The organism is Luteimonas sp. A537, from assembly GCF_054052065.1.
On the sequence record NZ_JBSVRH010000001.1, the window covers coordinates 841,762 to 860,729 of the forward strand.

General features: G+C 67.6%; 17 protein-coding genes and 1 pseudogene. 8 read left to right on the forward strand and 10 right to left on the reverse strand.

Going from position 1 to position 18,968, the window contains the following annotated elements; all coding sequences use genetic code 11:
- Nucleotides 1-14: 14 nt before the first annotated feature.
- From fghA to frmR, 4 genes are all read right to left on the reverse strand, one after another.
- A complete protein-coding gene (gene fghA, locus ACW7GZ_RS03860; protein WP_457007916.1) occupies nt 15-848 on the reverse strand; it encodes an S-formylglutathione hydrolase in 834 nt (277 codons plus the stop codon).
- A gap of 57 nt (nt 849-905) precedes the next feature.
- Nucleotides 906-1,610, reverse strand: coding sequence for an NAD(P)H-binding protein (locus tag ACW7GZ_RS03865; RefSeq protein WP_457007918.1), 705 nt, complete (start codon nt 1,608-1,610; stop codon nt 906-908).
- A 10-nt stretch (nt 1,611-1,620) separates the two neighbouring features.
- The gene (locus tag ACW7GZ_RS03870; protein ID WP_457007920.1) at nt 1,621-2,730 is read right to left on the reverse strand and encodes an S-(hydroxymethyl)glutathione dehydrogenase/class III alcohol dehydrogenase; all 1,110 of its coding nucleotides are present in this window, start codon (nt 2,728-2,730) and stop codon (nt 1,621-1,623) included.
- Nucleotides 2,731-2,803: 73 nt separating this feature from the next.
- Entirely contained in the window at nt 2,804-3,079 is a 276-nt protein-coding gene (frmR, locus tag ACW7GZ_RS03875) for a formaldehyde-responsive transcriptional repressor FrmR (protein WP_457007922.1), read from the reverse strand.
- Nucleotides 3,080-3,169: 90 nt separating this feature from the next.
- Here frmR and ACW7GZ_RS03880 point away from each other — a divergent pair, with 90 nt between their 5' ends.
- A complete protein-coding gene (locus tag ACW7GZ_RS03880) occupies nt 3,170-4,033 on the forward strand; it encodes an alpha/beta hydrolase (protein ID WP_457007924.1) in 864 nt (287 codons plus the stop codon).
- 27 nt (nt 4,034-4,060) lie between these two features.
- On the opposite strand, the gene ACW7GZ_RS03885 is transcribed toward ACW7GZ_RS03880, so the two are convergent.
- From ACW7GZ_RS03885 to yihA, 5 genes are all read right to left on the reverse strand, one after another.
- Nucleotides 4,061-4,939: a universal stress protein gene (locus tag ACW7GZ_RS03885; protein WP_457007926.1), complete on the reverse strand. Its 879-nt coding sequence runs from the start codon at nt 4,937-4,939 to the stop codon at nt 4,061-4,063.
- Nucleotides 4,940-4,947: 8 nt separating this feature from the next.
- Nucleotides 4,948-5,583, reverse strand: a complete 636-nt coding sequence (locus ACW7GZ_RS03890) for a glutathione S-transferase family protein (RefSeq protein WP_457007928.1) — start codon at nt 5,581-5,583, stop codon at nt 4,948-4,950.
- Nucleotides 5,584-5,638: 55 nt separating this feature from the next.
- Nucleotides 5,639-8,392, reverse strand: coding sequence for a phosphoenolpyruvate carboxylase (gene ppc / locus ACW7GZ_RS03895; protein WP_457007930.1), 2,754 nt, complete (start codon nt 8,390-8,392; stop codon nt 5,639-5,641).
- A 126-nt stretch (nt 8,393-8,518) separates the two neighbouring features.
- The gene (locus ACW7GZ_RS03900) at nt 8,519-9,886 is read right to left on the reverse strand and encodes a glutamate--cysteine ligase (RefSeq protein WP_457000737.1); all 1,368 of its coding nucleotides are present in this window, start codon (nt 9,884-9,886) and stop codon (nt 8,519-8,521) included.
- 141 nt (nt 9,887-10,027) lie between these two features.
- A complete protein-coding gene (gene yihA, locus ACW7GZ_RS03905) occupies nt 10,028-10,642 on the reverse strand; it encodes a ribosome biogenesis GTP-binding protein YihA/YsxC (protein ID WP_457000735.1) in 615 nt (204 codons plus the stop codon).
- Between the two features lie 129 nt (nt 10,643-10,771).
- Here yihA and ACW7GZ_RS03910 point away from each other — a divergent pair.
- From ACW7GZ_RS03910 to ACW7GZ_RS03940, 7 genes and pseudogenes are all read left to right on the forward strand, one after another.
- A pseudogene (locus ACW7GZ_RS03910) lies at nt 10,772-11,584 on the forward strand (c-type cytochrome); the annotation flags it as partial.
- 220 nt (nt 11,585-11,804) lie between these two features.
- Nucleotides 11,805-12,488 (forward strand): thiol:disulfide interchange protein DsbA/DsbL, encoded by a 684-nt coding sequence (locus ACW7GZ_RS03915; RefSeq protein WP_457007932.1) that lies wholly within the window; start codon nt 11,805-11,807, stop codon nt 12,486-12,488.
- The gene (locus ACW7GZ_RS03920; protein ID WP_457007934.1) at nt 12,485-13,369 is read left to right on the forward strand and encodes a thiol:disulfide interchange protein DsbA/DsbL; all 885 of its coding nucleotides are present in this window, start codon (nt 12,485-12,487) and stop codon (nt 13,367-13,369) included. The genes ACW7GZ_RS03915 and ACW7GZ_RS03920 overlap by 4 nt, the downstream gene beginning before the upstream one ends.
- Nucleotides 13,370-13,457: 88 nt before the next feature.
- Nucleotides 13,458-14,198, forward strand: coding sequence for an endonuclease/exonuclease/phosphatase family protein (locus tag ACW7GZ_RS03925; RefSeq protein WP_457002776.1), 741 nt, complete (start codon nt 13,458-13,460; stop codon nt 14,196-14,198).
- A 16-nt stretch (nt 14,199-14,214) separates the two neighbouring features.
- Nucleotides 14,215-14,661, forward strand: a complete 447-nt coding sequence (locus ACW7GZ_RS03930; RefSeq protein WP_457000729.1) for an FKBP-type peptidyl-prolyl cis-trans isomerase — start codon at nt 14,215-14,217, stop codon at nt 14,659-14,661.
- Nucleotides 14,662-14,825: 164 nt separating this feature from the next.
- Entirely contained in the window at nt 14,826-15,266 is a 441-nt protein-coding gene (locus ACW7GZ_RS03935) for a pyrimidine dimer DNA glycosylase/endonuclease V (protein ID WP_457007936.1), read from the forward strand.
- A gap of 2,276 nt (nt 15,267-17,542) precedes the next feature.
- On the forward strand, nt 17,543-17,941 hold the full coding sequence (locus tag ACW7GZ_RS03940) for a hypothetical protein (RefSeq protein ID WP_457007938.1): 399 nt from the start codon (nt 17,543-17,545) through the stop codon (nt 17,939-17,941).
- 690 nt (nt 17,942-18,631) lie between these two features.
- Here ACW7GZ_RS03940 and ACW7GZ_RS03945 read toward each other — a convergent pair.
- Nucleotides 18,632-18,968, reverse strand: a 337-nt coding sequence (locus ACW7GZ_RS03945) for an IS3 family transposase (RefSeq protein WP_457007940.1), incomplete at its 5' end; no start/stop codon positions are given.

Genomic DNA, 18,968 nt, shown 5'->3' on the forward strand with positions numbered 1-18,968 from the left:
AGCTCTTCAGCTCTTCACCCGGCCCGAAGCGCCCTCGCATGATGCGCGACGTGGTCGCCGATAAAGCTGGCGATGAAGTAGTAGCTGTGGTCGTAGCCCGGCTGCATGCGCAGTTCCAGCGGATGTCCCGCAGCCTCGCATGCAGCTTGCAGAAGCTGCGGCCGGAGCTGGTTGTCGAGGAACTCGTCGGCGTCGCCCTGGTCGACCAGCAGCGGCAGCCTCTCCTTCGCCGACTTCACCAGCTCGACCGCGTCGTACTGCTTCCACGCTTCGCGGTCGTCGCCGAGATAGGCACCGAAGGCCTTCTCGCCCCACGGCACCTGCGACGGCGCCACGATCGGCGAGAACGCCGACACGCTGCGGTAGCGGCCCGGGTTCTTCAGCGCGATGGCCAGCGCGCCATGGCCACCCATCGAGTGGCCGCTGATCGCGCGGCGGTCGCTGGCTGACGGATCGGCTTCGACCCACGCCGGCAACTCTTCGACGATGTAGTCGTACATGCGGTAGTGCTGCGACCACGGATCCTGCGTGGCGTTGACGTAGAAGCCCGCGCCCTTGCCGAGGTCGTAGCCCGGCGCGTCGGCGACGTCATCGCCGCGCGGGCTGGTGTCCGGCGCGACGAGGATGATTCCGTGTTCGGCCGCATGGCGCTGCGCGCCGGCCTTGGTGATGAAGTTCTGCTCGTTGCATGTCAGACCCGAGAGCCAGTACAGCACCGGGCAAGGACCGTCAGCGGCCTGCGGCGGAAAGTACACGCCGACCGTCATGTCGCAGCCGAGGACCTGGGAGCGGTGGCGGTAGACGTCCTGCCAGCCGCCGAAGCTGGCGCGGTGTTCGATGCGTTCCATGGCGTTTCTCCGGAATGGGTTCGTGTGTGCAAAGAGGAATGGCGGCGTTGCGACGGTTCAGCCCTGCGCCGCGCCTTGGCCGTGCGCCGCGCCCTGCATGCTGGCCGAGTCGAGGACCTGACATCCGCGTGCCTGCTGAACGGCAGTCACCAGCGCGGCCGCGACGTCCTCCGCGGCGATGGCGCGCAAGCGCGCCGGGATCACGGACCGCAGCCAACGGTCCAGGCTTGCGGCCAGCTGCTCGCCGCGGCGGCGTGGCTGGCCCAGCCGGTCGCGGTCGCCCAGCAACAGCGACGGTCGTGCGATCACCAGGGTGTCGAGAGGCAGTGGAGACAGCGCGTCCTCAAGCTCCCCCTTGACCCGGCTGTAGAACACGCGCGAGGCGGGGTCCGCACCCATCGCGCTGACCAGACCAATCCGCCGCGCGCCCGCGGCCAGCGCGGCCTGGGCCACCGCGAGGTTGGCGTCGAAGTCAACCGCACGGAACGCCTCCTCGCTGCCCGCCACCCGAATCGTGGTGCCGAGCGCCAGGTAGGCCTCGTCCAGCGGCACCAGCGCCGGCAGGCGGTCGAACGCGATCACATGGACCTGCAGCTTCGGGGCCTTCAACGCCAGCGGCCGACGCACCAGCGCGTGTACCTCCGCAATGCCCGGGTCAGCGCACAGGCGCGCGACCAGCGCGCGCCCAACCAGCCCGCTCGCGCCGGCGACGAGCGCGACCCGCCCGCGCGTGTTCTGGCCGGTGTCGTCGTTGGTGCGCATGTCCGTTGCGTCAGTAATGGATGACGGTCCGGATCGACTTGCCCTCATGCATCAGGTCGAAGGCTTCGTTGATCCGCTCCAGCGGCAGCGTATGCGTCACGAACGGCGCCAGCTGGATGTCGCCGCGCATCGCGTCCTCCACCATGCCCGGCAGCTGCGTGCGGCCCTTCACTCCGCCGAACGCCGTGCCCAGCCACTTGCGACCGGTGACCAGCTGGAACGGACGCGTGCTGATTTCCTGGCCTGCACCGGCCACGCCGATGATTACGCTCTGGCCCCAGCCGCGGTGCGCGGATTCGAGCGCGGCGCGCATCACGTTGACGTTGCCGATGCACTCGAAGCTGTGGTCCACGCCCCATTCGGTCATTTCCACGATCACCTGCTGGATGGGCCTGTCATGGTCCTTCGGGTTCACGCATTCGGTCGCGCCCATCTGCTGCGCAAGCTCGAACTTCGACGGATTGGTGTCGATCGCGATGATGCGCCCGGCCTTCGCCTGCTTCGCGCCCTGGATCACCGCCAGGCCGATCGCGCCGAGGCCGAACACCGCCACGCTGTCGCCTTCCTGCACTTTCGCCGTGTTGTGCACCGCGCCGATGCCGGTGGTCACGCCGCAGCCGAGCAGGCAGGTGTGCTCCGGGTTCGCATCCGGGTTCACCTTGGCCAGCGACACCTCCGCCACCACCGTGTACTCGCTGAAGGTCGAGCAGCCCATGTAGTGGTAGACCGGCTGGCCGTTGTAGCTGAAGCGGGTCGTGCCGTCGGGCATCACGCCCTTGCCCTGGGTGGCGCGCACGGCCACGCACAGGTTGGTCTTGCCGCTCTTGCAGAACAGGCACTCGCCGCACTCGGCGGTGTAGAGCGGAATCACATGGTCGCCGGGCTTCACCGAGGTCACGCCCTCGCCCACTTCCACCACGATGCCGGCGCCCTCATGGCCCAGCACCGCCGGGAACACGCCCTCCGGATCCTCGCCCGAGAGCGTGAACGCATCGGTGTGGCAGAGCGCGGTGTGGGTGATCTTCACCAGCACTTCGCCCTTCTTCGGGCCTTCGAGGTCGAGTTCGACGATCTGCAGCGGCTTTCCGGCTTCGAAGGCGACGGCGGCACGGGTCTTCATGGTCACAACTCCTGCAATGCAATGGTGGGGGCGGCGGATGCGGCGCATGGCGCAGCGACTCCGGCGTGATGGATCACTTGAGGTACGAGCGGATCAGTCCCGTCATCTCGGCGACGCGCTCGGCGCGCTCGTTGTCGCTATGCGCGGCCTGCCCGAACTGTTCGCGAAGGTGCGACTCCAGCACCTCGCTCATGAGTCCGTTGACCGCGCCGCGGATCGCCGCGATCTGCTGCAGCACCGGCGCGCAGTCGGCGCCGGTATCCAGCGCGCGCTCAAGCCCCTCGCACTGGCCACGGATGCGGCGGATCCGGGCGAGGACCTTCTTCTTTTCCTCGGGGGAATGGGGCAAGGCGATCACGCTCCGGATAGTGGGGGGCAGTATACGACCAGCGCGTCCCGGCAGCCACCCCGGGCCTGCGCGGGTGCTAGATTTGCCGCCATGAAACCAATTCTTGAAGCCATGGTGGCGGTGTTGCTGACAGCCTGCGTGGGCGGCTGCGCGACAACGCCGGCAAGCGCCCATGTCCGCGCCGAAGCAGATCCGGCGGGTCGGGCTGCGCTCGACCACCTCCCCGCCCTTGCCGGCGGCTACTTCCCCCTGGTCGCCGAGACGACCGGCCGCACGCATCACGTCCACGTGCGCCTGCCCGAGGGCTACGACGCCGATCCAGCCCGCAGCTGGCCCGTGGTCTACCTGCTCGACGGCGACAGTCTGTTCCCGCTGCTCGCCCCGACCCACCTGTTCCTGGGCTACGACGAAGGCCTGCCCGAAGCGATCATCGTCGGCCTCGCCTACGGCGGCTTCGATCCGTCCGTCAACACGCGCCACTTCGACTTCACCGCCGCGGGCGCCGACACCGCGCCCGACCAGGGCGGTGCCGAAGCCCACCACCGCTTCCTGCGCGAGCAGCTGCTGCCGGAAGTGGAGCGCCGCTATCGCGCCGATCCTGCGCGCCGCGTGCTTGTCGGTCAGTCGCGGGCCGGGTATTTCGTGCTCTGGTCCGCGATCCGCGACCCGGACCTGTTCTGGGGGCGGATCGCCAGCAATCCCTCGTTCGCACCCGCGCGCGAACAGCTGTTCGACGCGCCCGCCACCCACCGGCGCGACGACCTGCGGCTGGTCGTCGCCAGCGGTGCGCGTGATACGGCGGAGCGGGTCCGCAACGCCACCGAGTGGTCGGCGACCTGGCAGCAGCGGCCCGACGCGCCGTGGGAGGTCGAGCTGGTCGTCCTTGCCGAAGGCACCCACGCCGCGAGCATCGGCGATGCCTACCGGCGCGCGATGCTGTGGCTGTTCCGCTGAGCATCCGCCCCTGGTCCTTGCACGCACTCAGTGCAGCAGCAGCACCGGGATCCGGGTCTCCTGCAGCACCATCGAGGTGGTGCTGCCCATGAGCAGCTGGTGGATGCGCGAACGGCCGTAGGCGCCCATCACCAGCAGGTCGGCGCGCACGGCATCGGCATGCAGGCCGATCATTTCCTGGGGATCGCCCTGCACGATCCGGCCCACCGCCGTCGTGCCGGCGTCGGCGAGCGTCCGCAGCGCCCAGTCCAGCGAGGGCCGCGCGGAGTCATCGCCCACCAGCACCAGATGGACGGCGAGGCCGGTGAACAAAGGGCTGCGCGCGACCCATTCCAGGCGACGCCGGCCGGACTCGCTGCCCTCGAAGGCCACCAGCACCGTCCGCACCTCGCGGAAGCCGCGCAGCGCCACCAGCAGCGGGCGTCCCACGCCGCGCACCACGCGCTGGACCTGGCTGCCCAGGCGCGCCCTCTCGAATTCGGACTGCTCGCCGCGGCGGCCCATCACCACCAGCGACGCGTCGCCGGTCACGCTGCCGAGCACGTCCACCAGCTGGCCGTGGCCGATGAGCGCGCGCACCGGCACGTCGCCGGACTGTCGTGCCAGCGCCCCCGCCTGCTGCAGGAGCAGGCGCCCGCGCGCGTCTCCCGCCAGCGCGGCGCTGGCCTCCAGCAGCCCGGACTCGTCGAGCAGCGCGGTGCCGGCGTCGAGTTCGACGTCGGCCACCGATCCACCGTGGCCACGCGCGCGGCGCGCCTCGACCACGTGCAGGCAGGCCAGCGGCGCGGCAAGGCGATGGGCCGCCCATGCGCCATAGCGGCAGACATCGCGGGTGAGCAGCGAGGCGTCGAGCGCGGCCACCACCGCCCCGCTGGCCACCTGTCCCGATGTCTCGTCCGCGCCCATCGCGGCGATCAGGCCTTCGCGGGCATCAGCGCATCGTCCTTGGCGCGCGCCCGCTGGTAGGCGTCGCGTCCGCGCAGGCGCTCGGCCCAGGCGGTGAACGCGGGGCGCTCGGGAATCGACTTGAAGGCGAGGCCGAAGTCGACCTGGCTGCCGACATAGACATCGGCCGCGCTGAAGCGCTCGCCAAGCAGCCAGGGCGAGGCCGACGTGGCGGCCAGCTCCAGCGCATCCATGGCCTGCTCGAAGCTGCCGTAGCCGACGAAAACGGCCTTCTCCGGCGGCGGCAGCTGGCCCAGCGCATTCGCCGACACCGCGGCTTCCACTGGCCCTGCCGCGAAGAACATCCAGCGCAGGTAGGGACCGCGCAGCGGGTCGTCCAGCGCGGGCGCGAGCCCGGCTTCGGGGAAGGCGTCGGCCAGGTAGGTGCAGATCGCCGCGGCCTCGGTCACCACGACGCCGCGATGCTCGAGCGCCGGCACCTTGCCCATCGGGTTGATCGCCAGGTAGTCCGGCGACTTCATGCTCTTGCCGTACTCCTGCACCACGGTGCGGTACTCGATGCCCAGCTCCTCGAGCATCCAGCGCACGATGCGGCCGCGCGACATTGGATTGGTGTGGAAGACCAGCTCTTCATTGGATGGCATGTCGGTGTCCTTGGAGGGGTCCCGCGAGTCTAGCGCCGGCCGGCGGCCGGACGCCTCAGCCCGTGTTCTGGATGCCCGCCGCGATGCCGTTGACGGTCGCGAACAGCGCGCGCTGCAGCTCGCCCTCCTCGCGGCCGCCTTCGCGCCAGCGGCGCAGCAGCTCCACCTGCAGCAGGCTGATGGGGTCGACGTAGGGATTGCGCAGGCGTATCGACAGGCGCAGGCGGTAGTCGTCGTCCAGCAGATCGGCCTGGCCCTTGATCGCGAGGATCGCGGCGCGGGTGCGGGCGAACTCCGCGGCGATGCCGGGGAAGAACGCCGCGTGCGCATCGCCGGCCAGGCGCGAGTAGCGCTCGAAGATGTCGATGTCCGACTTGGCCAGCAGCATCTCGACGTCATCGAGCATGGCGGCGAAGAAGGGCCAGTCGCGCGCCATTTCGGCCATCACCTCCACGCCGTGCAACGCGATGCCGCGCTCCAGCGCATGGCCGACGCCGTACCAGCCGGTCAGGCCGGAGCGGTTCTGCGACCACGAGAACACCCACGGGATCGCGCGCAGGTTGGCGATGCCGCCGTCGCGGCGGCGCGAGGGGCGCGAGCCGATCTGCAGGCGCTCGATCACATCGACCGGCGTGGCGGCGCGGAAGTAGGCGTCGAAGCCGGGATCCTCGTGCACCAGCGCGCGGTAGCAGGCGCGCGAATCGGCGGCCAGCACGTCGGCGATGGCGCGCCAACCGCGCACGCGCGGGTCCGCCGGGCGCGGGCGCAGGCTCGCGCGCAGCACGGCGCCGGCCATCTGCTCGAGGTTGCGCAGGGCCAGCGCGCGGATGCCGTACTTGCGGTGGATCACCTCGCCCTGCTCGGTCACGCGCAGGCGGCCGCCGACGGTGCCGCGCGGCGCGGCGATGATCGCGCGGCCGGTCTTGCCGCCGCCGCGGCTGACCGATCCGCCACGCCCGTGGAAGAACACCAGGCGCACGCCGGCCTCGCGCGCCAGGCGCATCAGGTCCACCTGGGCGCGCTGCAGCGCCCAGCGCGAGGCCATGAGCCCGCTGTCCTTGGCGCTGTCGGAGTAGCCCAGCATCACGACCTGGCGGTCGCCGCGTGCGCGCACGTGGCGGCGGTAGACGGGATCGTCGAACAGCGCGCGCATCACGTCGGCCGCGGCTTCGAGGTCGTCGACGGTTTCAAACAGCGGGGCGACGTCGAGCGGGACTTCGCCCGCTTCGCGGCCATCGCCGTACTCGACGCAGCCCGCGATGCGCGCCAGCGCCAGCACCGCCAGCGCGTCGGCGGCGGTGCGGCTCATGCTGACGATGTACGGGCCGAAGGCGTTGTCGCCGTAACGCGCGCGCGCCGACGTCACCCTGCGGAACACGTCCAGCGCCGACGCCGCGGCCTCTGCGGCGGGCGCGGCCGGCCGCGGCGATTCCATGAGGGCATGCAAGCGCGCCAGCCGGCTGTCCAGCGACTGCCCTGCCCAGTCCGCGACGCGTTCGAGCGCACCCAGCGCGGCATCGTGCGCCGCCGAATCCTGGCGCAGGTCCAGCGCCGCCAGATGGAAGCCGAAGCTCGTCACCCGGCGCCGCAGCCGCTGCAGCGCGAAGCGGCCGGCGTGCTCGCCGCGGTGGTTGGCGAGGCTGGCGTCGATCATGTCGATGTCGGCGAGGAACTCCGGCGCGCCCGCGTAGGCGTGCGCGATCGCGGCCCCGTCTTCGTCCGCCGTCGCTTCCAGCCGCGCCGACATCAGCTCCATCAGCTGGCGATAGGGCATGTCCGCCTGGCGCGCGCGCAGCTTCGCGGCGGCGCCAGGCATCAGGTCGCGGTAGGCGGCGAGGCGCGCCTCGACCCCTGCATCCACGCCGGCGCGGTCGCGCGTCTGGGTCAGCACCTGGCCCAGCGCGTGCAGTTCGTCGCGGTACTGGCCCAGCACCTGCGTCCGCTGCGCCGCCAGCGCGGCCTCGATGGTCGCGGCGCCGACATTGGGGTTGCCGTCCATGTCGCCGCCTACCCAGGTGCCGAAGCGCAGCACGTCGGGCAATTCGATGCGCTCGCCCCAGGCTGACTCGACGGCGTCGGCGAACACTTCGTAGAACGCCGGCAGCACACGGAACAGCACGCCCAGGTAGTGGCCGATGTGGTCGACCTCGTCGGTCACCGTCGGCTTCAGCATCGGTGCTTCGGAGGTCTGCCAGGTGGTGGCCAGCGCCTGGCGGATGCGCGACTCGTCGCTCAGGCGCTCCTCGGGCGTGCGTGCGCGGTCGATGTCGGCCACCAGCCGCTCGACGATCACGCGCTCCTTGGCCAGCAGCGCGCGGCGCACGGCCTCGGTGGGGTGCGCGGTGAACACCGGCTCGACCCACATCCGCGGCAGCAGCGCCTGCACTTCATCGAGCCCGACGCCGTCGGCATGCAGCGATGCGAGCACCGCTTCCAACCCGCCGGGCTGCGGGCCCTCGTCGCTGCGCTGGTGGTCGCGCCGGCGACGGATGCGATGCACGCGTTCGGCGAGGTTGATCGCGCCGAACCAGGCCGAAAACGCGCGCACCAGCGCATCCGCGTTCTGCGGCGACACGCGCGCAAGCTCCGCGGCCAGCGCATCCACCGGCTCCCCGCCCTCGCGCCGCGCGATCGCCGCCCGCCGCACCGACTCCACCTGGTCCAGCAGCGCGGGCGAGACCTGCTCGGCGAGCATGTCGCCCACCATCGCGCCCAGGCGGCGCACGTCATCGCGCAGCAGCGCGTCGGTATCGGCGAAATCGAGCTGCTCGCGCAGCGGCGCGCCAGGACTATCGACAGGAATATTCATGCCTGAAGGCTACACCGAGGGTATGGCGAGAGCATTTTTTGCCACGGATCTACGCGGATTTACAACGCTTTTGCTCTATCCGTGTAAATCCGCGTAGATCCGTGGCAAATGCCTTCTTGCTCTCGCTCAGTACGCGAACTCGCGGAAAACGCGATCGATATCGCCACCCCACTCACCGTGGTACAGCGCCAGCTTGCGCTCGGCCGGGGTCTCGTTGGCCTGGGCGAACTCGATCAGCGGGTCGATGAAGTGGAGTTCGTCCTGGCCCTGGTCGTTCAGGCGGTTCCGGCGCGCAAGCCCGGCGGCGGAGATCTCCAGTGCACGCAGCGCAAGGTCGCGCACCGTGCCGCCTCGGAACGGCAGCTTGAACGCGTGCCTGGGCACACCGTCGCGCAGCGCATGGCGCTCGGCCAGGCTGAAGTCCTTCACAAGGTCCCAGGCGGCATCCAGCGACGCATCGTCGTACAGCAGCCCGACCCAGAACGCCGGCAGCGCGCAGATCCGGTTCCACGGGCCGGAGTCGGCACCGCGCATCTCCAGGAACTGCTTCAGGCGCACCTCCGGAAACGAGGTGGTCATGTGGTCGGTCCAGTCGCGCATGGTCGGCAGCGCGCCCGGCAGCACCGGAAGCCTGCCGTCCATGAAGTCGCGGAACGACTGCCCGCTGGCGTCGTGGTACACGCCGTCGCGGTAGGTGAAGTACATCGGCACGTCGAGCAGGTAATCGACATAGCGCTCGAAGCCGAAGCCGTCCTCGAACACGAAGTCGAGCATGCCGGTGCGGTCGGGATCGGTGTCGGTCCAGATGTGCGAGCGGTAGCTCAGGTAACCGTTGGGCTTGCCCTCGGTGAACGGAGAGTCCGCGAACAGCGCGGTCGCGATCGGCTGCAGCGCGAGCGAGACACGGAACTTCTTCACCATGTCGGCTTCGCTGGCGAAGTCGAGGTTGACCTGCACCGTGCAGGTGCGGGTCATCATGTCCAGGCCGAGGTCGCCGACCTTGGGCATGTAGGCGCGCATGATTTTGTAGCGGTCCTTGGGCATCCAGGACATGTCCGCGCGCGTCCACTTCGGCTGGAAACCCATGCCGAGGAAACCCAGGCGCAGCTCGTCGGCCACCGCCTTGACCTCGAACAGGTGGCTGCCCACTTCGCGACAGGTGTCGTGGATGGTTTCCAGCGGCGCCCCCGACAGCTCCAGCTGGCCGGCGGGCTCCAGCGTGACCGAAGCGCCATCCTTCAGCAGCGCCACCACCTTGCCGTGCTCCTCCACGCGCTCCCAGCCGTAGCGGGTCAGGCCTTCGAGCAGCACGCCGATGCCGCGATCATCCTCATAGGACGGCGGGCGCAGGTCGTCCAGGCGGAAGCCGAACTTCTCGTGCTCGGTGCCGATGCGCCAGTTCGCGGGCGGCTTGTTGCCGGCGGCAAGGTAGGCGACGAGTTCATCGCGCGAGCGGATCGGCGCGGCGGGAGTGGCTGGGTTCGGATCGGTCACGTGGCAGGCTCGCAGACGCTTGTTGGCAACCCGACCGGTGACGGTCCGGCGCATAAGACGCCACTATATCCCCTGGGCCCGGCGCATCCGCGGCCACCACCGGGTTGCAGCGTCGCCGCCATCACCGCAATCGCCGGGGCCTCAGTTGGCCGGGATGTCCAGCCAGCTGCAGATCACGCCGCGGGCCTGGTCGACGCCGAGTTTGGACTCGCCGGAGAACGCCTGCACGCCCACGGTGTCGCCGAACTCCTTGGCCAGGTCGCGCTTCACTGCCAGCATCGCGTTGCCGACCGCGCTGCGCGAGAGCTTGTCGGCCTTGGTCAGCAGGGCGTGCGCCGGCAGGCCGCGGCCCACGGCGTAGGCCAGCATGTTGCGGTCGTAGTCCTTCAGCGGGTGGCGGATGTCCATCACCACCACCAGGCCGCGCAGGGCCTCGCGCTTCTTGAAGTAGACATCCAGGAAGGCCTGCCAGTGGGCCTGCAGGTCCTTGGGCACCTTGGCGTAGCCGTAGCCGGGCAGGTCCACCAGGTACTTGCCCTCGTACTGGGGCAGGTTGAAGAACACCAGCTGCTGGGTGCGCCCGGGCGTCTTCGACACCCGTGCCAGCGCATTCTGCTGGCACAGGGCATTGAGTGCACTGGATTTTCCGGCGTTGGAGCGACCGGCGAACGCGACTTCGAAACCGCCCTCGGGAGGCAGTTGGCGGGGCGTATGCGCCGACATCATGTATTCGGCGCGAGCAAGGGGATTGGCCATGGGACACAGGATCGCACGACCGGGCGACCAGGGCGGGTTTGACCACCCTGCTCCGGCGACTGGATAATGACCGGCCTTGCGACCGCGGGCTTCCGCTGCCCGCAATCCTGATCCCCGGAGTCCAGCCAGATGCGTCACGCCCGCAGCTACCTCCTTGCCGGAGTCGCCGCCCTCGCGGTCGGCGCCGTCGCCTTCGCCCAGACCACGGTCGCCCCGCTGGAGGAGGCCGAGCCGGTGGAGACCCTGCCGCTGGAGGCCGTGAACGCCCTGGCCGAGCTGGCCCAGACCACGCCGGGCAACGCCCAGAACGGCGCCACGCTCGCCGGCACCTGCGCCGCGTGCCATGGCCTGGACGGCAAGGCCACCATCGGCGAGATCTACCCCAACATCGGCGGCCAGAGCGAGCGTTACATGGCCCGCCAGCTGGCGCTGTTCAAGAGCGGCGAGCGCACCAGCGCGATCATGCAGCCCTTCGCCTCGATGCTTTCGGCGCAGGACATGCGCGATGTCGGCGCCCATTACGCCACCCAGGGGTCCTCGGCCGGCATCGCCGACGACACCGTGGTCACGGAAGGCCCCTACGAGGGCATGAAGTTCTACGAAGTCGGCCAGCAGCTGTTCCGCCGCGGCGACTTCGAGCGCGGCATCCCGGCCTGCATGGCCTGCCACGGCCCGTCGGGCGCCGGCAACCCGGGCCCGGCCTACCCGCACGTCGGCGGCCAGCAGTCCTGGTACACCGCGCGTCGCCTCGAGGAATACCGCGCCGGCACCACCAACGAGCGCGATACCGGCATGTTCGACATCATGGCCTCGGTCTCGGCCGAGCTGAGCGACGAAGAGATCAGCGCGCTGTCCAGCTACATGCAGGGCCTGCACAAGCGTCCCGACGCGGCCACGCTGGCGGCGATCGCGAACGTGCCGGCCGCGGCCGCGGCCGCGCCTGCCGACGCGGCGGAAGGCGAAGCAGTCCCGGCCGAGGACGCGGGCGCGGACACCAGCGCACCGGCCGAAGGCGAAGACGCCGGCGAAGCGACCGCCACGGACGACCATCAGTCGCCGTGACGCCGGCCGGCCGTCGCGGTCCAGCGGCGCCTGCCACGGGTGAATTCCAGCGCCGGCCAGGCCCCTGTGCCGGCGCTTTCCGTTTCGAGGACCCATGTCGATGATCCAACGCCTGATTCCCGTCCTGCTCATGCTGGCGCTTGCAGTCGGCACGGTGCTTCCATCCACGGCCCGCGCCGATGACGGCCTGGTCGAGGGCCGCGACTACGTGGCCATCAGCAACGGCCAGCCGTTCAAGGCCGAGGCCGGCAAGGTCGAAGTGGTCGAGGTGTTCGCCTATTGGTGCCACGTCTGCAACGACTTCCAGCCGCATGTGACCCGCTGGCAGCGCACGCTTGCCGACGACGTCGCCTTCCGCTACCTGCCCGCCGCGTTCACGCCCGGCGACCCCTACGCCCGCGCATACTTCGGCATGGACTCGCTGGACGCGCCCGCAGGGACGCATGAAGCCATCTTCCGCGCCATCCACGTCGAACAGGCACTGCCGCAGCGCGGCGCATCGGTGGACGAATTCGCCACACTGTTCGGTGAACTCGGCCTCGACCGCACCGCGGCCATCGCCGCGATGCGCTCGCCCGAAGCCGATGCAGGCATGGCATCCTCGCGCGACTTCATCATCGCCACCGGCATCCAGGGCACGCCCTCGATGATCGTCAACGGTCGCTACCGCGTGCTTGGCCGCAACTTCGGCGACATGCTCCGCATCACCGACCTGCTGGTCGCGCGCGCGCGCGCGGCCACATCCGATCCCAGCGTTTCCGCACCAGACGAGCCCACACCATGACCAACAAGCGCCTGCTGTTCGCCCCCCTGCTCCTGAGCGTGCTGCTCGTCGCCTGCGGCGGCGGAGAGACGCCCGCGCCCGCCGACGCACCCGCGACGGCAACCGCTCCGGCCGCCGCTCCCGCGCCCGTTGCCGGCGAGTCCGCGATCACCGACGAGCCCGCGATGGACCCGACCGCCGCCGGCGAAGCACCTGCCGCCACCGATGCCGGCCAGGCCGCGGAAGGCGCCCCGGCCGCACCCGCCGCCGACCCCGCGGCCGACGCCGCCGTGGCCGCAGCAGCGCAGGCCGCCACCCAGGGCCCTGCCCTGGTGCCCGGCACCGACTACATCGAGATCCCCGGCGGCCAACCGTTCGCACCGCTGGAGGGCAAGGTGGAAGTGGTCGAAGTCTTCGCCTACTCCTGCGCCCACTGCGCCGCGTTCGACCCGCTGGTGGGCGCATGGAAGAAGCGCCTGCCTGGCGACGTCCGCTTCACCTACCTGCCGGCCGTGTTCTACGAGCAGGACAACTTCCCGAAGGCGTTCTTCGCCGCCGAGGCCATCGGCGTGCTGGACCGCCTGCACGCGCAGCTGTTCAACGCCATGCACATCGAGCGCAGCCTGCGCCCGAACGCCAGCATCGACGACATCATCGCGTGGATGGCCAAGCAGGGCGTCGACGCCGGCCAGCTGAAGGGCACCGTCGACAGCTTCGCGGTGAAGGCCAAGATCGCCCGCACCAAGCAGTTCATCGTCCGCAGCGGCATCGACTCCACGCCCACCGTGGTGGTGAACGGCAAGTACCGCGTGCGCGGCCGCAGCCTCGAAGACGTCCTGCGCATCACCGACCAGCTGGTCGCTCGCGAGCGCGCGGCGGCCGAGGCCGGTGGCTCGGACTGATATCGACAAGCAGGTCCCACCGGTGCCCGACCCCGCGTCGGACGCCGGGGCCGAGCCGGGAGCCGCTGCCGGATCGCAGCGGCTGAAGCTGCTCAGCGCCAACATCCAGGCGGGCTCCAGCACCCGCCGCTACAGCGACTACGCCACCCGCAGCTGGTCGCACGTGCTGCCCATGGGCAACAAGCGCGGCATGCTCGACACCATCGCCAAGCTGGCCGGCCGCCACGACATCGTGGGCCTGCAGGAAGCCGACCCCGGCAGCTGGCGCTCCGGCTTCACCAACCAGACCCACTACCTGGCCGAGCGCGGCGGCTTCGACTACTGGACCCACCAGCCCAACCGGCGCGTGGGCCAGTTCGCCTCCAGCGCCAACGGCCTGCTGAGCAAGTTCGAACCGCTCGACATCGCCGTGCACTCCCTGCCCGGCCGCATCACCGGCCGCGGCGTGCTGGTGGCGCGCTTCGGCGAAGGCGACGACGGCCTGACCATCGCCGTGGCCCACCTCTCGCTGGGCGCGCAGTCGCGGGCCTCGCAGCTGTCCTTCATCGCCGAGCTGCTGGCCGACACCCCGCACGCCGTGCTGATGGGCGACTTCAACTGCACCGTCGACCAGCCGGAAATGGGCGCGCTGTTCCGCCAGACCCGCCTGCAACCGCCGGCGTGCATGGTGCACACCTTCCCGAGCTGGAAGCCGCAGAAGGCGATCGACCACATCCTGGTGAGCGACGGCCTGGGCTGCCGCGACATGCAGGCCTTTCCCGCGGCGTTCTCGGACCACCTGGCGCTGTCGATCGAACTCGACGTGCCGCCCGCCGCGCTCAAGCGCTGAACCCGGAGCCACCCGCATGTCGATCCGCCCCAGCCGCGCCGCCGCGGTCCTGTCCTGCCTGATCCTGATCGCCGCCTGCGGCAAGACCCCGCCGCCGTATACCGGGGGCGACGTTGGCGAGTTCCAGCGCATTGATGTGATCGAGGGCAGCGGCGCCGTTGCCAAGGCCGGCGACGAAGTCAGCGTGCACTACACCGGCTGGCTGTACGACCAGGCGGCCGCCAACAGGCGCGGGGAGAAGTTCGACAGCTCCGTTGATCGCGGGCAGCCGTTCGTCTTCATGCTGGGCGCTGGCCGGGTGATCCGCGGGTGGGATGAGGGCGTGGCCGGGATGCGGGTCGGCGGAAAGCGGGAGCTGCTGATTCCGGCGGATCTGGGATATGGCATCAAGGGTGCGGGCGGCGCGATCCCGCCCGGGGCCTCGCTGGTGTTCGAGGTGGAGTTGTTGGATATTCGACGGTAGCGGGTCGCCGGACCGGGGCTGCAGGGGACGGGCATCGGTGTGATTGCTGTGCATACCGGCGTTTTCGGGGCGGTATGCATTACCGGTGCATTTCTGCGCTGTAATCCGGCCAGCGGGCTTTACCGCCTCATTTTTGAGGCTTACTTGGCGTTAGGCGCCACTGCATGCGTCTCTGGTCACTGCATCCAAAGTATCTAGACTCGCAAGGGCTCGTTGCACTTTGGCGTGAGGCCTTACTGGCCAAGGCAGTGCTCCGCGGCCAGACGCGCGGCTACACCCGCCATCCTCAGCTGGAGCGCTTCAAAGCACACCCACATCCGCGCTCGGCCATAAATTCGTATCTGGCCGCTGTCCATGCCGAGGCAACTCAACGCGGCTACGCTTTCGACCGCTCCAAGATCGGCCCAATCCGGACTGTTCAACCAATCCCTGTCAATTCGGGCCAACTTGCATGTGAGTGGCTGCATCTGCAAAGCAAGTTGTCGGTTCGCAGTCCAGCCGTGCTCGCCCAATGGAGCGGCGTGATCACTCCAACGTGCCACCCGCTGTTTCATCCGCAACCTGGGCCCGTGGCATCATGGGAGCGGGCGTCGGGTGGCGCCTAACAATTCATTCAAGCCGACACCGCTTCGCGGCGCGGCTTAATTCAGGCGTTAGGCCTTGTTTCCCGCACTGTTGTTGCTGGGTTCCAGGCGATCTGTAGCGCCTCGCTTATCCGGAGCGTTTGCGCCTCGCACGCGCGGTGCAGGCGTCGGCAGTCAGCCCTGCAGCACCTCGGCTTCGGACAGCCGCGACTCTTCGCAAGATTCGACCTGCCGGGTCGGCTTCGGGCAGTGCGTGGTGCGAGTTCTTGGCCGCGCGCATGGTGCGTTTCGGAAGCACCAGACACGGCGCTTGTTGTACTGTTCGCCTCAGGGGTTGGGCTGCCGCACGTCGGGCGCAGGTGCCAGGGAGCGGCGGCCTAACGAGTCGTTCAAGCCGATGCCGCTTCGCGGCACGGCTTAACTCTGGTGTTAGGCCCCGTATGAAGCATCTGCATCTACTGCTACTTCTTTGTCTCTTGATTGCAGGGTGTCAAGAATCCGGCCGCGTCGTTGAAGGAACCTTTACGGTAGACGGCAAGCCGAAGAGCGGCGTAGAGGTTAGATTGCCCCACGACTTGGAAAACTTCTCCACCTGTTCGGGGGCGGGAGTGGTTGCCGTAACTGATGAATCTGGTCAGTTCAGAGCAACCGCCAAGGGGTTCCCAATCCGGCCGTGCTTTACCGTCGACGGAAAAATCTACAGCACCTTCTTCATCGTTGACGACGGAACAAGTGAACCCATTCGCCTTACGTGTAAGCTGCCGTTGGTTGTTACGGGCCACTTCGAGGACGGCCATATTTGCTACTAAAAGCTGCCTGCGGGGCCTAACAATTCGTTCAAGCCGAACTTGCTTCGCTACACCAACAACGTGGCAGGTAAAGCTTGCCACGTTGTCGGCTACGCTACGCAAGTCGGCTTAACTCAGGCGTTAGGCTGCTATGGATCCCTTGTCGCGCATCGAGTTCTCAGTTCGCTATCGGCTCGGAGAGTATCTGCATTTCGTAACGGAGCACGCCTTCGATACGGATGATGTTTTGCGCACGCTGAGCGGAGTACGGCGGCATTTGGCGCGCATCACGCTCCAGTGTGTTGCAACAATCGGGTTCGTGTACAAATCGTCTCGTGTCGGCCGGTGCGACTTCATTATCGACGCTACGGGTGTGAGCAGACGCACTAAGGGCGGTCCAGGCTCTGTTATTTGGTCCAGGGTGAAGGCAGTCCACACTTACAGCCGTGGCTTTCTTATTGAGCTCGAGAGTGGCGCCATGCCCATACCTTTCCGCGTACTCTCGCCCGAACAGCAAGCCCAATTTCGTCTACTGGCAGCGGATCAGCTTATCGCTGGGCCGCAGCCTAACAATTCATTCAAGCCGACACCGCTTCGCGGCGCGGCTTAATTCAGGCGTTAGGCCTTGTTTCCCGCACTGTTGTTGCCGGATTCCAGGCAATCTGTAGCGCTTCTCTCATCCGCAGCGTTTGCACCTCGCACGCGCGGTGCAGGCATCGGCAGTCAGCCCTGCAACATTTCGGCTTCGGACAGGCGCGACTATTCGCAAGATTCGACCTGCCGGGTCGGCTTCACGCAGTGCGCGGTGAGAGTTCTTGGCCGCGCGCGTGGTGCGTTTCGGCAGCACCAGACACGGTGCTCGTTGTACTGTTCGCCTCAGGGGTTGGGCTGCCGCACGTCGGGCGCAGGTGCCAGGGAACGGCGGCCTAACGAGTCGTTCAAGCCGATGCCGCTTCGCGGCACGGCTTAACTCTGGTGTTAGCCCGCAGAGGAACTATGGTCGCACCTCCTAACATAGAGATCTTCAACCAAGTTGCAGCGCGGACGTTCGTGCGTCTCTACGAGGCGTTCCCAAGCCCAATAGATCTCGATCCTATGCTGATCGGGATGGACGTAGTCCTTGAAGAAAACTATGCATCCGGTTCGCCCCACCACGATTCACTTGTGGCCTCTGCATCGGATACTATCCAGTACCTGATAGACGAATCGTTCATTCGCCTTGCCGGAAGCCATTCAAACCTCAGCTTTCGTGGCTTTCCTGGCGCTGTTCTAACAAGCAAGGGGTTCGCGCTCCTCCAAAAGACCCCAGAGTCCGTTGACGCAACTGTAGATCGTCGCTCGTACTTCGAGCGCCTCAAGTCTGCAACTGCCTCCGGAGCAAGAGTCGTAGCAACAGAGGCGATAGGTGGTCTGGTAGCGCGCCTGCTTGCTGCGGGCTAACAATTCATTCAAGCCGACGCCGCTTCGCGGCGCGGCTTAATTCAGGCGTTAGGCCGCAAGGAGTGGATCATGCAAGGACCGATCAAGAGCATTGTCGCGGGTGTGGTGTCAGGTGTCGCTACGTACTTCGTATCAATCCAAGCGCTCGGCTACAACAACGCATTCGCAATGCCGTCGTGGGCGCCACTGGCTCTCTGGGAAGCCGTCGTTGTCTTAGGGCTTGGGGCTGCACTTGTCGCGCTACTTGTCCAGATCGCGGCGCTTCTAATGTTTCGCGCTCGAGCTTCATGGTCACTTGCCGCGTTTCTCGGTGCCGTGTTCCTTGCAATGGCCATCTCGGGTCACCTCACTTACGGCACTAAGACTCTCGTCGCCTACTTTGTGGGCGCAATGTTGGCATCGCTGGCCTATGGCAAGCTGCGGCCTAACAATTCATTCAAGCCGACACCGCTTCGCGGCGCGGCTTAATTCAGGCGTTAGGCATCAGTGAAAGATTCTCGCTACTGCACTCCATATCATCGAGACATCTCCGATGAGGAGAGATTGCTGCTCAGCTTCTTGCTACAACGCGAGGCCCCTGCGCGCCTTGAGGAGATTGACTCGCTCAAGGTCATTGCCAAGTGTGGTTGCGGTGGCTGTCCAACCGTTTTGTTCGGGCCTTCCTTCAATGCAGTTCCAGTGACCCAAGATCACTACATTCTTGCTGACTATGCGGGCAAGAACTCTGCTGGTGGTTTGGTTGGTGTCATTCTTTGGGGGAACGGCCGGGTCATTACTGAGCTAGAGGGCTATAGCATTGATGGTCTAGAGCCAATAATTTGGCCAGCACCCTTGGCATTACGGCCCTGGCCTGATGCCTAACAATTCATTCAAGCCGACACCGCTTCGCGGCGCGGCTTAATTCAGGCGTTAGGCCCCGCATCATGCATCCAGGCGAACCGCTTCAGTACCCGCCACACTTCCCGCCTACTGGCAGATGGAAGCGCTTCTTCATCGGTGTTCGCTGGCTCGGCCCAGATACGTCATTCTTCAGGGACCTGCGGGCGGCGCAAAACGCTCGGTCACATGAGTCAATGAGTGCTTGGGGCGGCGGAGATCGCCAAGTTCTCGCCAGTTCGTTGGGTGCGGTCTTTGGACCGACCAGAGTTTCATAGACACTCACTGGCCGCTCTGCGCGTAGCGCCGTTCAAACTCTACCGGTGAGACGTCGCCAGCGGAACCATGCCGTCGAACCGCGTTGTAGAACATCTCGATGTAGTCGAAGACGTCGGAGGTCGCAGTCGCCCGTGTCGGGTAGATCCGCCGCTTGATCCGCTCCTTCTTCAACACGCTGAAGAAGCTCTCGGCCACCGCGTTGTCGTGGCAGTTCCCGCGACGACTCATGCTCGGCACCATCCGGTGCGCCTTCAGGAACGACTGCCAGTCGCTGCCGGTGAACTGGCTGCCCTGGTCCGAGTGCACGAGCACGCCTGGCCCCGGCTTGCGCCGCCAGACC

Coding starts and splice junctions, on each gene's coding strand:
- fghA (WP_457007916.1), bottom strand. CDS start 848: ATGGAACGCATCGAACACCGCGCCAGCTTCGGCGGCTGGCAGGACGTC.
- ACW7GZ_RS03865 (WP_457007918.1), bottom strand. CDS start 1,610: ATGCGCACCAACGACGACACCGGCCAGAACACGCGCGGGCGGGTCGCG.
- ACW7GZ_RS03870 (WP_457007920.1), bottom strand. CDS start 2,730: ATGAAGACCCGTGCCGCCGTCGCCTTCGAAGCCGGAAAGCCGCTGCAG.
- ACW7GZ_RS03880 (WP_457007924.1), top strand. CDS start 3,170: ATGAAACCAATTCTTGAAGCCATGGTGGCGGTGTTGCTGACAGCCTGC.
- ACW7GZ_RS03885 (WP_457007926.1), bottom strand. CDS start 4,939: ATGGGCGCGGACGAGACATCGGGACAGGTGGCCAGCGGGGCGGTGGTG.
- ACW7GZ_RS03890 (WP_457007928.1), bottom strand. CDS start 5,583: ATGCCATCCAATGAAGAGCTGGTCTTCCACACCAATCCAATGTCGCGC.
- ppc (WP_457007930.1), bottom strand. CDS start 8,392: ATGAATATTCCTGTCGATAGTCCTGGCGCGCCGCTGCGCGAGCAGCTC.
- yihA (WP_457000735.1), bottom strand. CDS start 10,642: ATGGCCAATCCCCTTGCTCGCGCCGAATACATGATGTCGGCGCATACG.
- ACW7GZ_RS03915 (WP_457007932.1), top strand. CDS start 11,805: ATGATCCAACGCCTGATTCCCGTCCTGCTCATGCTGGCGCTTGCAGTC.
- ACW7GZ_RS03920 (WP_457007934.1), top strand. CDS start 12,485: ATGACCAACAAGCGCCTGCTGTTCGCCCCCCTGCTCCTGAGCGTGCTG.
- ACW7GZ_RS03930 (WP_457000729.1), top strand. CDS start 14,215: ATGTCGATCCGCCCCAGCCGCGCCGCCGCGGTCCTGTCCTGCCTGATC.
- ACW7GZ_RS03935 (WP_457007936.1), top strand. CDS start 14,826: ATGCGTCTCTGGTCACTGCATCCAAAGTATCTAGACTCGCAAGGGCTC.
- ACW7GZ_RS03940 (WP_457007938.1), top strand. CDS start 17,543: ATGCAAGGACCGATCAAGAGCATTGTCGCGGGTGTGGTGTCAGGTGTC.